The organism is Photobacterium sp. DA100 (genome assembly GCF_029223585.1).
Taxonomy (GTDB): Bacteria; Pseudomonadota; Gammaproteobacteria; order Enterobacterales; family Vibrionaceae; genus Photobacterium.
Genome location: NZ_CP119423.1, coordinates 201,921 through 218,758, shown reverse-complemented (window position 1 = coordinate 218,758; position 16,838 = coordinate 201,921). Strand labels below are relative to the sequence as shown.

15 protein-coding genes are annotated in these 16,838 nt (G+C 56.4%); 4 read left to right on the top strand and 11 right to left on the bottom strand.

Going from position 1 to position 16,838, the window contains the following annotated elements; all coding sequences use genetic code 11:
* Positions 1-4 precede the first annotated feature (4 nt).
* The 7 genes from aroB to pilM form a co-directional block, all read right to left on the bottom strand.
* On the bottom strand, positions 5-1,084 hold the full coding sequence (gene aroB / locus PTW35_RS01055) for a 3-dehydroquinate synthase (protein WP_281026196.1): 1,080 nt from the start codon (positions 1,082-1,084) through the stop codon (positions 5-7).
* Between the two features lie 18 nt (positions 1,085-1,102).
* A complete protein-coding gene (aroK, locus tag PTW35_RS01050; protein WP_281026195.1) occupies positions 1,103-1,621 on the bottom strand; it encodes a shikimate kinase AroK in 519 nt (172 codons plus the stop codon).
* Between the two features lie 213 nt (positions 1,622-1,834).
* Positions 1,835-3,586 carry a type IV pilus secretin PilQ family protein gene (locus tag PTW35_RS01045; protein WP_281026194.1) on the bottom strand — a complete coding sequence of 584 codons (1,752 nt, stop codon included), beginning with the start codon at positions 3,584-3,586 and terminating at the stop codon, positions 1,835-1,837.
* Between the two features lie 11 nt (positions 3,587-3,597).
* Positions 3,598-4,131, bottom strand: coding sequence for a pilus assembly protein PilP (locus tag PTW35_RS01040; RefSeq protein WP_281026193.1), 534 nt, complete (start codon positions 4,129-4,131; stop codon positions 3,598-3,600).
* Positions 4,128-4,718 (bottom strand): type 4a pilus biogenesis protein PilO, encoded by a 591-nt coding sequence (pilO, locus tag PTW35_RS01035; RefSeq protein ID WP_281026191.1) that lies wholly within the window; start codon positions 4,716-4,718, stop codon positions 4,128-4,130. Before pilO ends, PTW35_RS01040 begins: the two co-directional genes overlap by 4 nt.
* Entirely contained in the window at positions 4,711-5,286 is a 576-nt protein-coding gene (locus PTW35_RS01030; RefSeq protein ID WP_281026190.1) for a PilN domain-containing protein, read from the bottom strand. The genes pilO and PTW35_RS01030 overlap by 8 nt, the downstream gene beginning before the upstream one ends.
* Positions 5,283-6,281: a type IV pilus assembly protein PilM gene (gene pilM, locus PTW35_RS01025; RefSeq protein WP_281026189.1), complete on the bottom strand. Its 999-nt coding sequence runs from the start codon at positions 6,279-6,281 to the stop codon at positions 5,283-5,285. The genes PTW35_RS01030 and pilM overlap by 4 nt, the downstream gene beginning before the upstream one ends.
* 149 nt (positions 6,282-6,430) lie before the next feature.
* Between pilM and PTW35_RS01020 the strand changes: the two genes are divergently transcribed.
* Positions 6,431-8,959 carry a PBP1A family penicillin-binding protein gene (locus tag PTW35_RS01020; protein WP_281026188.1) on the top strand — a complete coding sequence of 843 codons (2,529 nt, stop codon included), beginning with the start codon at positions 6,431-6,433 and terminating at the stop codon, positions 8,957-8,959.
* Positions 8,960-9,037: 78 nt separating this feature from the next.
* Here the strand turns inward: PTW35_RS01020 and oxyR are convergent, their stop codons facing one another.
* On the bottom strand, positions 9,038-9,937 hold the full coding sequence (gene oxyR / locus PTW35_RS01015; protein WP_281026187.1) for a DNA-binding transcriptional regulator OxyR: 900 nt from the start codon (positions 9,935-9,937) through the stop codon (positions 9,038-9,040).
* Between the two features lie 157 nt (positions 9,938-10,094).
* Between oxyR and PTW35_RS01010 the strand changes: the two genes are divergently transcribed.
* The 3 genes from PTW35_RS01010 (at position 10,095) to PTW35_RS01000 (ending at position 12,759) form a co-directional block, all read left to right on the top strand.
* Complete coding sequence (locus PTW35_RS01010) at positions 10,095-10,823, top strand: glutathione peroxidase (RefSeq protein ID WP_281026186.1); 729 nt, start codon at positions 10,095-10,097, stop codon at positions 10,821-10,823.
* A gap of 86 nt (positions 10,824-10,909) precedes the next feature.
* Positions 10,910-12,361 (top strand): dihydrolipoyl dehydrogenase, encoded by a 1,452-nt coding sequence (locus tag PTW35_RS01005; RefSeq protein WP_281026185.1) that lies wholly within the window; start codon positions 10,910-10,912, stop codon positions 12,359-12,361.
* A 128-nt stretch (positions 12,362-12,489) separates the two neighbouring features.
* Positions 12,490-12,759, top strand: a complete 270-nt coding sequence (locus tag PTW35_RS01000) for a DUF3624 domain-containing protein (RefSeq protein WP_281026184.1) — start codon at positions 12,490-12,492, stop codon at positions 12,757-12,759.
* Positions 12,760-12,807: 48 nt separating this feature from the next.
* Here PTW35_RS01000 and argH read toward each other — a convergent pair whose 3' ends face one another.
* From argH to argB, 3 genes are all read right to left on the bottom strand, one after another.
* Positions 12,808-14,685, bottom strand: coding sequence for an argininosuccinate lyase (gene argH, locus PTW35_RS00995; protein WP_044622361.1), 1,878 nt, complete (start codon positions 14,683-14,685; stop codon positions 12,808-12,810).
* A 59-nt stretch (positions 14,686-14,744) separates the two neighbouring features.
* On the bottom strand, positions 14,745-15,953 hold the full coding sequence (locus PTW35_RS00990; protein WP_044622360.1) for an argininosuccinate synthase: 1,209 nt from the start codon (positions 15,951-15,953) through the stop codon (positions 14,745-14,747).
* A 99-nt stretch (positions 15,954-16,052) separates the two neighbouring features.
* Positions 16,053-16,838, bottom strand: a complete 786-nt coding sequence (gene argB / locus PTW35_RS00985; RefSeq protein WP_281026183.1) for an acetylglutamate kinase — start codon at positions 16,836-16,838, stop codon at positions 16,053-16,055.

Here is a 16,838-nt window from a genome sequence, read left to right as displayed (position 1 = left end):
GGGATCAGGCTTGTACCGCTTGGCGCAGTACGTCTTCCGGTACACCAGCGACGACTTCTGCACTGCCAATACCGGTCGGCAGGATCAGACGCAGCTGACCAGAAAGTACTTTTTTGTCTCGCATCATATGCTTCATGTAAGCATCAAAGTCCATGCCTTCCGGGCCTTTTACCGGCAGGTTGGCTTTTTCCAGCAAGCGGATAATACGCTCGACATCTTCCTCTGCGATAAGCCCCTGCAGTTGCGCGGTGCGGGCAGCCTGTACCGTGCCAGCAGCAACCGCTTCTCCGTGTAGCCAGTTACCATAGCCCATTTCGGCCTCGATAGCATGACCGAAGGTATGGCCAAGGTTAAGCAATGCCCTAACCCCCGATTCCTTTTCGTCAGCCGCCACCACATCGGCCTTGATTTGGCAGCAACGGGCAATGGCATAACTCAGGGCATCGTTATCAAGGGCTTGAAGCTTGTCGATGTTCTGCTCGAGCCAAACAAAGAAATCAGCGTCGACAATAATGCCGTACTTGATCACTTCCGCCATACCTGCTGCAAACTCGCGGGCAGGCAAGGTCTGCAAGCAGTGGTTGTCGATCACTACCGCTTTCGGCTGGTAGAACGCCCCGACCATATTTTTACCCAACGGATGATTGACCGCCGTCTTGCCGCCGACCGAGGAGTCGACCTGGGCCAGTAGTGTGGTCGGGACCTGGACAAAATCCACCCCGCGCTGGAAGCAGGCAGCCGCAAAACCGACAATATCCCCAATCACCCCTCCGCCCAGGGCGACCAGGACCACATCGCGGCCGTAGTTGCCTTCTAGCAGGAAGGACATGATTTGATTGAAAGTATCGAGGGTTTTGTACTGTTCGCCGTCGGGCAGTGACAGCAAAGCGACGTCGCTTGGCAGCGAACGGATAGTCCCGATGATCTGCTCGGCATACAGCGGGGCTACCGTTTCATTACTGACCACAACAACGCGTCGGCCTGCCGGGATGGCAGAGGAAAACAACGCCGGGTTATCGAATAACTCGGCGCCGATTGAGATAGGGTAACTTCTGTCACCAAGATTGACGTTGATCCGTTCCATGGCCAGCTCTCTTTTCGATTAACGCTCTTCTAGCATTTTGATGATTTGATTAGCAACTACCTTGGCGCTCTGATCATCAGTGCGAACCACGTAGTCTGCTACTTCTTCATACAATGGATTACGCTCGTCTGCAAGTGATTCCAATACGTCGCGAGGAGTATCAGTTTGCAGTAGTGGACGCTTTTTATCGCGCTGAGTACGTGCCAGCTGCTTCTCGATAGTCGTCTCAAGGTAGACCACAATGCCACGGGCAGAAAGGCGGTTACGGCTTTCTTTGCTCTTCACCGAGCCACCACCCGTTGCCAGCACAATCCCCTGCTTCTGAGTCAGATCGTCAATCACGTTCTCTTCACGAGCACGGAAGCCGTCTTCACCTTCAACATCGAATACCCAGCTAATATCAGCACCGGTACGCTCTTCAATCACAGTATCTGAATCAAAAAACTCCATATGCAGCTGCTGTGCAAGGTGTCTACCGATAGTACTTTTGCCGGCACCCATCGGGCCGACCAGGAAAATATTTCGTTTTTCAGCCATTTTTAGCAATATTTACGCGCGGTTAATAAAACGACACCGCCCGCAGGCTTCGATAAATCAAGCCCGAGGCGCCAACTTCCTCACATTTAATTCGTGATAAGATCGAAAATTATCTCAGGACAAGGCCGCTGTTGGCAATAGCTAGGTGGGGATTAATTCCGTTCTGGCGCAATGCTGGGACGATTATTGTCCCAGCGCGCGGCCAAAAATAGATCACTGGTAGACAATTTTGGGCGTGACAAAAATCAGCAGCTCCTTCTTGCCCAGCTCTTCCAGCCGATGGCGGAACAGTGCCCCCAGCATGGGCAAATCCCCCAGCAGCGGCACCTTGCGTACCGTATTATTGATGGCGTGCTGGTAGATCCCGCCGAGCACCACCGTTTCGCCGTTTGCCACCAGCACCTGGGTACCGATACGCTGGGTGTCGATGGCCACCGCTTCACCCGTACCGGTTTGCACCACCTTGCCTTTTTTGTCCTGGGTCACCACCAGATCCAGCACCAGGTTACCGTCCGAGGTGATTTGCGGGGTCACCATCAGGCTCAGCACCGCTTTCTTGAAGCTGACCGAAACGGCACCGCTGGAAGCCGCCTCGAGGTAGGGAATTTCAGTTCCCTGCTCGATGTAGGCCATTTTCTTGTTGGTGGTCACCAGCCTTGGGCTGGAGATCACTTCAGCCTTCTGTTCCGACTGCAGGGCCGAGAGCTCCAGGTCGAGCAAGATATCGCCCATCTTGGCGACCTGAAAGGCAATGCTTGAGGCGCCGGGAGAGGTTGCCCCCAAGTTGACATTGAGGAAGTTCTCCACCGCCTTCTCGCCATCGGTGATATCCAGCAGCCCGGCCGACGCCAAATTCCCCTCGATCGAGCCACCAACCGTCGAGCTGCCGTTGGTCTTGAGGATCCCCCAACGGACGCCCAGTTCATCGATATCCCCCTCGTTGATGGTGACAATCCTGGCTTCGATTTCGACCTGCTGTACCGGTATGTCTAGCGCTGCCACTATGTCACGGATATTGGCCAGGCTGTCAGGAATATCATTGATGATCAGAGAGTTGGTCCGCTCATCGATATGCAGTGAGCCCCGGGCCGATAGCATGCTGATCCCGTCATCGGCCCCCTGCAGCAGCCCTCCCAGTTCAAGCGCATTGGCGTAATTTATCTTGAAGATCTCCGAACGCAGCGAGGCCAGCTCCTCGGCCTTGCGCTTCGATTCCAGCACCTGCTGCTCGCTGCGGGCGAGCTCCTCCTTGGGTGCTACCATCAATACCGAGCCCTGCTCTCGCTTGTCCAGTCCCTTAGCCCGGAGAATGATATCCAGTACCTGTTGCCAGGGTACCTCGTCGAGGCGTAAAGTCAGGTTACCCTGCACCGAGTCTGAGACCACCAAGTTGAAATCGTTATACTCGGCGATAAGTTGCAGCACGTTGCGTACCGGCACATCTTGGAAGTTAATCGAAATCGGCTTGCTATCGTAGCGGATCCCCGCTCCGCCACCATTGCCCCCCTGCGGCTGCACGGCCGGCTGTACCGTCACTAACAGCGACGTGCTCCCTGCCGTATCCCGGGTGATGTAGTCGTAGCGGTAATCCCCCTCAACGGCCAGTACCAACCGGCTACCGCTTGTCACCTGGAAAGTTTCAACGGCGAGTACCGGGGTGCCGAACTCCTTGACATCAAGCACATAGACCAACTCCTCGGGCAGCTCTGCCTGCGGCAACTCGATCACCAGTTGCTTATCCAGCCGCCGAGCACCGACCTCAACGGCCCCGCTCGACAACACCACCTCCAACACGCCGTCCCCCTTTACGTTACGGGAAAAGTCGATACTGCTGATCTGCGTGACCGCGTTGGCGGCAACCGCATGGCCATGCAGCAACGCCACGCCGAGCAGTACCCCCCAGCCACCCCGTGCCACTCTCTTTGCCCATCTCAACCGCAGGGCCTGCAACCATTTCCTTGTCATCCGTTCTATCTCTATTCTGGTAGTGCTTGCGATGCCAGCTTCAATATCGCGGGGATCTTCAACCAACAGCCGTCCCCATCCGGCATAATTTGCTCTATGGCCACCTTATTAGCCGTGACGGCCATTACCCGGCCATGATTTCTGCCGACATAACTTCCTTCCCTTACCCTGACCAGCGCACCATCGGGGGTATGGATCAGCGCCCACTCCTTGCCGCCACCACCTATCACCCCGCGCATACTGAGCTGATCAAGCGAAAAGCTCTCCAGGGGTGACGAGCGCTCCCTCTGCCTCGGCTGCCAACAGGCTTTGCCTTCTTCCCACCCGGGGATACCAGGCTCCTGGTGAGGCAACTGAAAGGGAGAGCGTTCACTGCTCATCGTGAACACTTGCGCCACAAAAACCGGCTGCTCATCCAGCGGCTCGACGCGGGCGACAGCCTGCTGGTATGCCTGGTTGATAAACAGCTCGACTGAGTCATCATTGGCTTGGCACCCCATCAGTGCCAGCCAGAGCCCGAGACAAAGAATTGGCTTGATCGTCATGCTCCCTCCATCGACGGTGCCTTGAAACGATAAGTCGTTGCCGCCACCTTAAGCTGCAGTAACCCCGGCTGGGAGTGGCTCCGGCGCAGATCGATATCCTTCAGCGAGACAATGCGAGGCAGCTGGGCAATATCGGCGGCAAAGCGGCCTATATCCTCATAGCGGCCAACGACATTGATATGGAGCGGCAATTCGAAAAACAGCGGGTGCTCAACCCGTGCTGCCCATTCAATACGCTGGAAATCAAGCCCATTGCGTACTCCGATGTCATTCACACTGGCCAGCAGACTCGATAGCTCATCCTCTTCGGGCAACTGCTCCACTACTTGCAGGTAGCGACTGTGCAACATCTCCACCTGCTCACGGACTTTCGGCAACGCCGCCACCTGGTTGGCCCGCCGGACAAGCTGCAGCCGCAGCTCCTGCTCTTGGGACTTGAGTCCTTCCAGACTGTCCAGCCGGGGGGAGACCCAATACCAGTACCCCGCCAATGCCACTACACCGGCCACGATAAGGACAACCAGTGCCTGGGCCATCAACGGCCAATCGGGCATTTCATCAAGTTCCAATTCTTGCCAATCAATCATTGCGGCTCCTTCCATCGCTGCTGGCCGGCGATGAGGCCAGCACAAACGACGCCTTAAACTGGATCAAGGCTTCTTTATCACTGGCACGGACTATCGAGTGCATGGTGACATCCCTTACCCATTCGGATTGTTCAGCATTGGCCAACAGAGTAGCCAAATGCCCGTTCGACTCCCCTTTGCCACTGAACTTGACCTGCTCGCCAGTCAGCGAGATATCATCGAGATACACCCCTTGCGGAACCAAACCGGGCAGCAAGCCGAGCAACTGGGTGATATGGTTGCGGCCTTTTTGGATATCGGTGATCACGCTCAGCCGCTTGAGCAGGGCTTCTCGCTGGATATCCATCTCCGGCAGCAACGAGAGTTTGTTTTCAAGCACGCTGATTTCCTGTTGTATCCGGGTATTGCGTTCCGACTGGATATCGAGCTGCGTATCGAACAGCCAGCCGCTCATGCCCACCAGCAACACCGCCGCCACAACAGCCCCTCCCAGCATCAGGCCGAAGCGCTGTCGGTAGCGCTTTTTCCCCTCTTCCCGCCACGGGAGTAAATTGACTTTTGCTATCATTCACAACACCCTCTGATGGCCAGCCCCGCAGCAACAGCAAATTGGCCGAAGGAGCCGCCTTCCAGCACAAGATCCAGCTTGGCCGAACGGCGGAATCCCAACAGCGGCTCTATCTTGCGGACGGATATCGACAGCATCCTTGCCAGCATTTCCTCAATAACATGGTGCTGCCCACCGCCTGACAGCCAGATCCCCTGCAGGGGCGAGCGAGGATAGGTCGTGCTGTAGAGCTGCAGTTGCCGCTTCAAGTGATCGGCCAGCTGCTTGGTAAACTGTTCGGCCCGTTCGGCGTTTCCACCGCCAACGGGCAGGGTCTGCGCAATCTGCGACATCGCCTCGCACCCCATTGCCAGTTCTCGTCGGTAAACCGTGCCGGCCGGTACCCGGATCCCAATCGCCGTCGCGCTCTGGCCGATATCGACCATCCCCCAGCAGCCCTCGCTGCCTAGCCGCTCGGCCTGGTACTGCTCAAGCCAGACCAAGGCATGGGTTTGCAGTTCCACCACTGTCGGGGAAAGCCTGACTTGGCGCAGTGCGTCCACCCGGCTATCGATGGTTTCTTTACGGGCCGCGTAAACCTGAACCGGGTGGGTCTGTGCCGGCTCGCCAAATGACTCCGCGGGGATTGGAAAGAAGTCCAGCCTGAGCTCTTCGACAGGGAACGGCGACGAGGCGCTAATAGCCTGCTCAACCGCAAACACTGACTCCTCTTCCGTGAGGTGGCTGTCAAGCTGGATCACCTTGCTGATGATCGCGCTATCGGGCAGGGCCAGCACCGTCCGCCGCGCGCCAAAGGGCAGCCCTTTCTTTAATTTACGCACGGCTGACAACAACGCAGGGGCATTTACGCTATTCTGGTTGTTTAACACTGGGGTGGGCCATTCCACCTCGGCAAAGGCAACAAGCTCGAGCTCTGGCTTTTTCTGTCGCAAGACCACCGCTTTAATGCTGTGATGGCCGATATCAATCCCAATAGTTAGTGGGTTCCGAAACATACCGTGCTATGCTCCCTCTTAGACAGAAAAGCAAATTACTTATTTAAAACAAACACTGGCAATTTAGCGTTAATTTTCCATGAGTTATCTTTATACTATTAGTGGAAACCGATGAAACGCATGAATGCTGGTGTAACGGGAAATCTCAAGTGAAGTTCATAAAGCGATTACTCATATTTGCAATTATTTGCATAATTCTTGGAGTCACTACAATTTTTGGTTTTTACCTTTACGTAAAACCAGAACTGCCTGATGTTGCCACCCTGAAAAATGTTGAATTACAAACACCTATGCAGGTATTCAGTGCAGACGGCAAACTGATCTCCCAGTTTGGCGAACAACGCCGGATCCCGCTAACGCTTGATGAAATCCCACCGCAGATGATCAATGCGGTTCTCGCAACAGAAGATAGCCGCTACTACGATCACCCGGGTATCGACCCGATTGGTATCGCCCGTGCGGCGTTCGTGGTCGCCACTTCCGGGTCGGCCAAGCAGGGGGCGAGTACCATCACCCAGCAGCTTGCGCGTAACTTCTTCCTCTCCAACGAGAAGAAGATCATGCGTAAGGTCAAAGAGATTTTCATTGCCATCCATATCGAGCAGCTGCTCAGCAAAGATGAAATCCTTGAGCTGTACCTGAACAAAATCTATTTGGGCTACCGGGCCTACGGTGTGGGTGCCGCGGCACAGGTGTACTACGGCAAAGACGTCAGCCAGCTGACTCTGAGCGAAATTGCAGTAATTGCCGGCCTACCGAAAGCCCCATCGACCATGAACCCGCTTTACTCGGTGAGCCGTGCCACGGCACGCCGTAATGTGGTGTTGGGTCGTATGCTGGCTGAAAACCACATCACACAGGCAGAGTTTGACCAAGCCCGCGCCGAGCCTGTCGTCGCCCGCTACCACACCGCAGAAATCGAGCTCAGCGCACCGTATTTTGCCGAGCAGGCTCGCGCCTGGATGATCAACCGCTACGGCGAGGATGCTTACACCTCCGGCATGCGTGTCTTTACCACGGCCGATCCTAAGCTGCAGACTGCAGCCCAGCAGGCAGCCATTGATAACCTGCTAGGTTATGACCAACGCCACGGCTTCCGCGGTGCGGTTGAAACGCTTTGGAAGTCGGGGCAATCGGCATGGTCGAACGAGCAAATCAACGACCATCTCACCAAGCAGCCAACCTATGGCCAGCTCGTCCCAGCCGTGGTACTGCAGGTGGAAGGCAAAACGGCTACCGTACTGGCTAAGGGCGGCGAACAGCATACCCTTGGCTGGGAAGGCATGAAGTGGGCCCGCAAGTTCATTACCGATGACCGCCAGGGGCCTGCCCCGAGCAACGCCGGTGATATTTTGGCTGCCGGCCAGCAGATCTGGATCCAGCAGCGCGGTGAAAACTGGGTACTGAGCCAGGTGCCTGATGCCAATACGGCTTTCGTCGCGGTATCGCCACAAGACGGTGCGGTCAAGGCCATGGTCGGCGGTTTCAACTTCGTCCACAGCAAATTCAACCGCGCTACCCAGTCGGTTCGCCAGGTCGGCTCGGCAATCAAGCCGTTCATCTACTCGGCAGCACTGGACAATGGCATGACCTTGGCCAGCCTGGTCAACGATGCCCCGATCAACCGCTGGGACCAGAGTATGGGTACCGCTTGGCGGCCGAAGAACTCACCGCCAACCTACAACGGCCCTACCCGCCTGCGTATCGGTCTGGCACAGTCCAAGAACGTTATGGCCGTTCGCGTGCTGCAGAATGTCGGCCTGGACGAGACCATCGACTTCCTGACCCGTTTCGGCTTCAAAAAGCAAGATCTGCCTCGTGCCGAGCCCCTGGCTCTGGGTGCGGGTAGCCTAACCCCGCTGGAAGTAGCGCAGGGCTTTGCCGTGTTTGCCAACGGCGGCTACTACGTCGAGCCGTACTTCATCGATCGCGTTGAAGACCCGAATGGCAACGTGGTGTACCAAGCCAGCCCAACAGTCGTCTGCAGCGAGGAGTGCCAACAACAGCAAGGCATGGCAGCAGTGCAGCCAACCTCTAACCCTATCCTGGACGACATTGCGCTCAGTGAGGAAGAGCTGGGTGACGAGCCACAGCAGCCAGGTCCCCATTACGCCCAGCAGGTGATCTCGGAGCAGAATGCCTTCTTGATCCGCGAGATGCTGGAAAGCAATATCTGGGGCGGCGGCGACTGGCGCCACGGTACGGGCTGGAATGGTACGGGATGGCGTGGCCAGGTACTCAAGCGCCGCGATATCGGTGGCAAAACGGGTACCACCAACGACTCAAAAGATGCCTGGTACTCTGGTTTTGCCCCGGGTCTTGTCGCCACTGCGTGGGTCGGCTTCGATGATCACAGCCGCAACCTCGGCCGTACGGCATGGAACAACAACGACGACAAGAACCAGATCTCCGGTGCTGAAGCTGGTGCGAAAACCGCGCAGCCGGCCTGGATCGAGTTCATGAAAAATGCCCTGGAAAATGTCCCGGTACAGCGCAAGCAGCTACCGGAGCACATTATCCAGGTCCGTATCGACCGCGATAGCGGCAAGCTGAGCAACCAGAACGACTACACCTCGATGTTCGAGTATTTCGAGGAAGGCACAGAGCCGACAGAGTCGGTCAGCGACTCGGTTTCAGAGGGCATTTTCGAATCCGATAGCTCTGACGAGCTGTTCTAAACCTCGTCAATCCAAAGCGAGCAGTCAAAACCAAGCAGAGCGCCTCGGCGCTCTGTTTTTTTATGTGCCTTTCCGGGATCAGGCAGGCAACTGCGCTTCCAGGTGATCCTGGATCAACGCCGCCAATTTTTCATAGCGCCCTTTTAGCGGCGAGCCTGGACGATAGGCCAAGGTGATCAACCGGCTCGGTACCGGATCTTCGGCTGCAATATAGCAGACCCCGTCCCGGCGCTGCTCTTTCGGGGTCGCCAGCTTGGGCATCAGGGTGATCCCGCTGCCCGCCGCGACCATATTGCGCAGGGTTTCCAAGCTGGTTGCTTTGAAACTGCCGTCCTCCTGCGCCCCGGCGGCAAAGCAGAACCCCATCGCCTGATCCCGCAAGCAATGGCCGTCCCCCAGCATCAGCAATGTATGGCCATGTAACTCTTCCATCGGCAGCGACTGGCGATCCGCCCAAGGGTGATCTTCCGGCACCGCCAATACCATCGGCTCATGGTAGAGCGGTAATTCGATGAACGGCTCGCTTTCCTTGACGGCCGCCAAGATAATGCAGTCAAGCTTGCCATCTTCAAGCTGCTGCACCAGCTGATGGGTTTGCGCCTCATGGAGGAACAGCTCCAGCTCGGGAAAGCTGGCTTTTATCTTGGGAATAATATGCGGCAGCAGGTAAGGCCCGACCGTCGGGATAAAACCGATATGCAAAGGCCCGGACATGCTGCCCCCCTGCTCACTGGCCAGCTCGGTCAGTACCTTGACCTCCAGCAGAACCTTCTGCGCCTGCGCCACCAGCGCCAAGCCGGCGTCGGTAAACAGCACCTTGCGGCTGGTGCGCTCCAGCAATGCCACGCCCAACTCCTCTTCCAGCTTGCGGATCTGCCCGCTCAATGTCGGCTGGCTGACAAAGCAGGCTTCGGCCGCCTTGCGAAAATGCTTGTGCTCGGACAATGCCACCAGATATTCGAGATCACGGATATTCATCACTTACCACTTTGATAGAAATTAACTATCAAAACCATAGCACCAAACGATTAGAGCTATCAATGTCAAACTTGCATAATCATCACATCAACAGGGAGCAATGAAGACAAGGCTCCGGTTGCTACAAACAACGCATTCAAATTCAAAGGAAATAATCATGTTCGCATCTAAAGAAGGCCAAGCCGTACCTCAGGTAACTTTCCACACACGCCAGGGCGACCAGTGGGTTGACGTAACCACACAGGAACTCTTTGCCGACAAAACCGTTATCGTGTTCAGCCTACCGGGCGCATTCACACCGACCTGTTCATCTAGCCACCTGCCTCGCTACAACGAACTGGCTTCGGTATTTGCCGAGCACGGTGTTGACGACATTCTGTGTGTATCGGTCAACGACACCTTCGTGATGAACGCATGGAAAGCGGATCAGGAAGCGGAGAACATCACCTTCATTCCGGACGGCAACGGCGAGTTTTCCAAAGGCATGGGCATGCTGGTCGGCAAGGAAGATCTTGGCTTCGGTGCTCGCTCATGGCGCTACAGCATGCTGGTGAAAAACGGTGTGGTTGAAAAAATGTTCATCGAAAACGACGAGCCGGGCGACCCGTTCAAGGTTTCTGATGCGGATACCATGCTCGGCTACATCGCGCCGGAGCACAAGCTGCAAGAATCTATCACGGTCTTTACCAAGCCTGGCTGCCCTTTCTGCGCCAAGGCCAAGCAGAACCTGATCGACAAAGGCCTGAGCTACGAAGAAGTGGTGCTGGGCAAAGATGCCACCACCGTTAGCCTGCGCGCTATCTCTGGCCGCAGCACCGTTCCTCAGGTGTTTATCGGCGGTAAGCACATCGGTGGCAGCGAAGAGCTGGAAGCCTACCTAGGCTAATCCGCCACCTAACGACAAAGGGCCCGCTCGACGGGCCCAGACCGGCAAGACCGCCCTTGGCAAAGCTAGATTGGAGAGAAGAAGATATGAAAACCCTGAATGTTGATGTTGCTGTAATCGGTGGTGGCACCGCTGGCCTTGGCGCTTACCGTGCCGCCAAAGCCCATACCGACAGCGTTGTGATGATTGAAGGCGGCCCTTACGGCACCACCTGTGCCCGCGTCGGCTGCATGCCATCCAAACTGCTGATCGCGGCAGCTGAAAGCGTTCACCAGATCGAAAAAGCCCCGGGCTTCGGTGTCCACCCGCAAGGTGAGCTCGTGATCAACGGCCGCGAAGTCATGGACCGTGTGAAGCGCGAGCGCGACCGCTTCGTTGGCTTTGTTCTGGAGGGGGTGGACGAGATCCCAGCCGGAGACAAAATTGCCGGCTATGCCAAGTTTATCGACAACAACACCCTGGTTGTTGACGGTCATACCACCATCCATGCCAAACGCATTGTGATTGCCACCGGTTCACGCCCGGCCTACCCTGCGGTGTGGAACGAGTTGGGTGACCGCCTGATCATCAACGATGACGTGTTCAACTGGGATGATCTGCCAAAAGCGGTGGCGGTTTTCGGCCCGGGTGTTATCGGCCTTGAGCTCGGCCAGTCACTCAAGCGCCTAGGTGTGGAAGTGGTAATGTTCGGCCTGGGTGGCCAAGTCGGCCCGCTGACCGACCCGGAAGTCATGGCCTACGCCAACAAGACTTTCAATGAAGAATTTTACCTCGATGCAGACGTACGCATCGAGAGCATGAAGCGTATCGGTGACGAGGTTGAGATCCAATACCTCGACCAAGAAGGGGCGCTGCAAGTGATCAACGTCGAGTACGTGCTGGCCGCGACCGGACGCCGCCCTAACGTCGACAAGCTGGATATCGACAACACCACCATGGAGTTGGATGCCCGCGGAGTACCGGTCGCCGATTACTACACCATGCAGACCTCGGTTGACTCGATTTTCGTCGCCGGTGATGCCAGCAACCAAATTCCGCTGCTGCACGAAGCCGCAGATCAGGGCCGTATCGCCGGTGACAATGCAGGCCGCTTCCCGGATATCCGAGCCGGCCACCGCCGCTCGAAGATTTCAGCGGTGTTCTCGGATCCGCAGATTGCCATGGTCGGCGAGACCTACAAAGAAATTACCGAGCGCCTGGGTCTATGCGGCTGCTTCGAGACCGGTGAAGTGTCGTTCGAAAACCAGGGCCGCTCCCGTGTGATGCTACGCAACAAAGGCATCCTGCATGTCTACGGTGAGCAAGGTACCGGCCGCTTCCTGGGTGCAGAGATGATGGGCCCGAATGCCGAGCACCTGGCACACCTGCTGGCCTGGGCACACCAGAACAAGATGACGATTGCCGAAATGCTGGATATGCCGTTTTACCACCCGGTTATCGAAGAAGGTGTCCGTACTGCGCTGCGCGATCTGAACGCCAAATTGCACTTAGGCCCTGAAATGATCAAGCATTGTCTGGACTGTGGCCCGGGTTGTTAAGACCAAGACCAGACTGAACAGAACTCTCCCTTGCACTACCGAACCGCCCTCCTTGTGAGGGCTTTTTTTGTTTCCGGCAGCTGTCATCAAAGATAAACTGGCTCGAGTAAATAAAGGAGAATAACCACATGGGATGCCAAGCCTGCACTCGCTCTGAATTCTGGCACAAACTCGGCCGCTGCCGACGTTGTATTCGCCAGTTATCAGTATTAAGCCCGTTTGGCTGGTTCATCTGGCTTACCTTCTATCGCCACCAGCCGGCCACCATCGAAGCCATCACCGTCTTTGTCGCCGCCAGCAGTACGACCTTGCTACTGCTGGCCCATGGCATTCGCGCGTGGCAACTGCGCCTAAAGGCGACTCGAGCAAAGTCGGTAGATAAAAAAAGCCCGACATAATTGCCGGGCAAATAGACTAAGAGAATCGTATCATGCTGGCGCTGAGGCTCAGGCCACATTTATCGTCGGGATAACCTGCTCCTGATCCATGCGAACTTCCAGCGCCACTTCGTCACAGGCATGTTGGCGCGGACAGCGGTCACAGTCTTTCATCACCTTCTCAGGCAACAGCGATTTCGACGTCGGTACAAAGCCTTGCTTCATGAAGAATTCCGGTACCCGGGTCAGCACGAACACTTTCTTGATCGCCATCTGCCCGGCTTTCTCAATCAGGTACTCGACTATCGCCTTGCCCTGCCCCTGCTGCTGCCAGCCCGCTTCCACGCCCAGCGAACGAATTTCGGCCAAGCCTGAATCGTAGACATACAAGGATGCACAGCCGGTAACCGTTCCATGATGCTCAGCAACGGCGAACGAGCCGATATCACGCACCAGTTCATTGCGCATCCGCGGCAGGTTCTCGCCAAGGCCGGCCCAGTAAGCAACCATCCCCTCGAGCGCATCAAGATCGGTCAGACGCGCACCCCGTACTTTCACCCCAGGCGAGTAGCGTTTCTCGAGACGCTTCTCTGCTTGACCAATGGCAAAGTCGACCTGATTTGGTGCCACACCGCCCAAGGCGCAGCGCTTCTCCAAGCAAGACTCAATGGTGAGGATTGGATATACGTCCTCGTCAATGACCTCGGAGAAGGCCTTCATCTCGGCCAGCGACAGCTCTTCAAGTGCACAGCCTTTTTCGATCGCGGCAACGACGGCGACACCGACAATATGGTGGGCCTCACGGAACGGGATCCCCTTGGCGACCAGATAATCCGCCAGCTCAGTGGCATTGGAATAGCCCTGCATCGCCGCTTCCAGCGTCCGCTCCTTGTTGACCTTGATGCCTTCAAAGCACAGTGCTGCCATTTCCATGCACTCATACCAGCTGTCGAGCGCATCGAACAGCCCCTCTTTGTCTTCCTGCATGTCTTTGTTGTAGGCCAGCGGCAGCGCCTTGACTGTCATCATCATGCCGGTCATCGCGCCGTAAACCCGGCCGCATTTGCCACGGATCAGCTCCAGGGCATCCGGATTCTTCTTCTGCGGCATCAGGGACGAGCCGGAGGTGACAGTATCGGCCAGCTCGATGAAGTTTGATTCACCGGAGTTGTAGAAGATCAGATCTTCTGCCATCCGCGACAGGTGCAACATCGAAATCGATGCGGTCGACAGCAGCTCCATCACATGGTCGCGATCCGACACCGAATCAAGACTGTTGCGGGTCGCTCGCTGGAAACCCAAGCTATGGGCCAGCACCTCACGGTCAATCGGGTAAGCGGTACCAGCCAGCGCGCCGGAGCCCAGCGGGCAGGTATCCAACCTGTTCAGCGCATCAGACAAACGCGAATAGTCACGTTCGAACATCTCGACATAAGCCAAGCACCAATGGGCAAAAGTGACCGGCTGGGCCCGCTGCAAGTGGGTGTAGCCCGGCAAGACTGTCGCTTGGTGCTGGCGAGCCACCGTTACCAGCTGGTTCTGCAGCTGATCCAGCATCAACAGCAACTGCTGTCCCTGCTGGCGACACCACAACTTGAGATCGGTCGCCACCTGATCATTACGCGAACGCCCGGTATGGAGCTTCTTGCCCAGGTCACCGACCTTACCGATCAACTGCTGCTCAACCCAACTATGGATATCCTCAGCATCAGAACGCAAAATCTGCTCCGGATCTTCCATTACAGCCAGCTTCAGCTCATTGAGTGCCAGCTCGAGGCGCTGCTGCTCCTCGTCGGTCAGCACATTGACCTGGCGCAGCGCCTTCGACCAGGCGATCGAGCCGACGATGTCCTGCTCCGCCAAACGGTAATCAAAACGCAATGAATCGTTGAACTGCTTAAACCGTGTGTCAGCCGCCTGACTGAACCGTCCGCCCCATAGTGCCATGGCCTTTCTCCTGTGTATCTTGCTCGACTTGCTCGTTATTTATAATGTCGTGGTCTGGGTTATTTCTTCTGTTCGTTCAGCGCACGGATACGACTTGCCAGCGAGTAAAGGCGGATGAAACCACCAGCATGGCTGTGGTCGTATACCTCGTCCTCACCGAAGGTGGCGAACTCTTCGGAATACAGGCTATTGGCCGAACGCTTCTGTACTACCGTAGCTTGGCCTTTATACAGTTTGACAACAACCTCACCGCTCACATCTTGTGACAGCTCTTGTGCGGCAGCCAGCAAAGACTTGCAAAGCGGCGTGAACCAACGGCCATCGTAGATCAGGTGGGACGCTTTGAGGCCAATGCTTTCACGGAACTCAAAGGAGTCTTTGTCCAGTACCAGCTGCTCTACCGCACGCAGGGCTTCATTCATAATGGTGCCGCCCGGGGTTTCGTAACAGCCACGGGATTTGATGCCGACCAGGCGGTTCTCGACGATGTCGATACGGCCAATGCCGTGCTCGGCACCTTTCTCGTTGAGGTAAACCAGCGCGTTGTATGGCGACATGGCTTCACCGTCCACCGCGACAATTTCGCCCTTCTCGACCAGGATCGAAACTAGCTCAGGTTTATCCGGCGCCGCTTCAGGATCCTTGGTCCATACCCAGCACAGTTCATTCGGCTGGTTCCACGTCTCTTCCAAAACACCACCTTCAGTAGAGATATGCCAAGCATTGGCATCACGGGAGTAGATTTTCTCCAGCGAGGCAGAACAAGGGATATCGCGCTCGGCCAGGTAATCCAGCAGGGCTTCACGGCTGCGCAGATCCCATTCACGCCACGGTGCAATCACTTCTAGCTGCGGTGCCAGCGCCGCATAGGCACTTTCGAAACGGACCTGATCATTACCTTTACCGGTACAGCCATGGCAAAGGGCATCAGCACCGACTTCAAGTGCACACTCAACCTGCGCCTTGGCAATAATTGGACGGGCCATTGAGGTACCCAACAGGTACTTGCCCTCGTAAACCGCACCGGTCTTCAAGCTTGGGTAGATGTAATCCTTGACCATCTCTTCTTTCAGATCGGCGATGTAGCAGGCCGATGCACCAGAAGCCAAGGCTTTCTCTTCGATGCCTTCCAGCTCTTCCTCACCCTGGCCGACATCGGCCACGAATGCCACCACTTCGCAGTCATAGTTTTCTTTCAGCCAAGGAATGATTGCCGAGGTGTCCAGTCCGCCGGAATAAGCCAATACCACTTTATTTACTTTGCTCATAACTCTCTCCTGATGCCTGTTCGACGGTCTTCCCGCTCAGGCGTTATCTCAATCCGTGTGTACTAATGTGTGTCTTAACTGTGTTCTTTACCGTAGGCATTACGCCTGCGGAGAAAATTTGGTCCCGATGCTCTGGCCATCAAACAGCGCCGCCAGTTTGTCCGGGTAGCGCCAGGTCGCCACTTCAATCGAGCGCCCTAGGGCATTGGCGGCTTCAAAGGCGGCGCGCACTTTGACGACCATGCCATCGGTGATCACCGCCTGGGCGATCAGTGTTTCAGCCTGTGTCTCGGTCAGCTCGCTGATCAGCTTGCCTTTGCCATCCAGCACCCCGCTGACATCCGACAGCAGTACCAGCTCACCGTCCAGGGCTGCCGCGACGGCCACCGCAGCCTGATCGGCATTGACATTCATCAGCTGGCCGGTGCCATCAAGGCCAATCGAGCTGACAATCGGCAAGAACCCCGCCTGCATGATTTGACTCACCAGACTGCTGTCCCCCGGCTCGGCCTTGCCCACCGCGCCCAGCTCAGGATCCAGCTCGGTCACGTTACACAGGCCGCCATCGGCCAAGCTCAGGCCAACCGCAGCAACACCCGCTTTCTTTGCCTGCCCCTGCAGCAGCTTGTTGGCAGTACCAGCCAATGCTCCGGCGATGAAAGGGATCTGCTCAACCGGCGTGACCCGCAGGCCTTCTTTTTTCACCGTGTCCAGCTGCAGCTTGGCCATCAGCTCATCGACCAGGTATCCGCCACCATGCACCAGAACCAACGGGCGCTGCGCCTGCTGCTGGTAGGCACTGATCGCACCAAATAATTTCTCTAGGGTTTCACCGCAAGACAGCACTGCACCGCCTAGCTTTATCACCAAAGGAACCTGACTCAT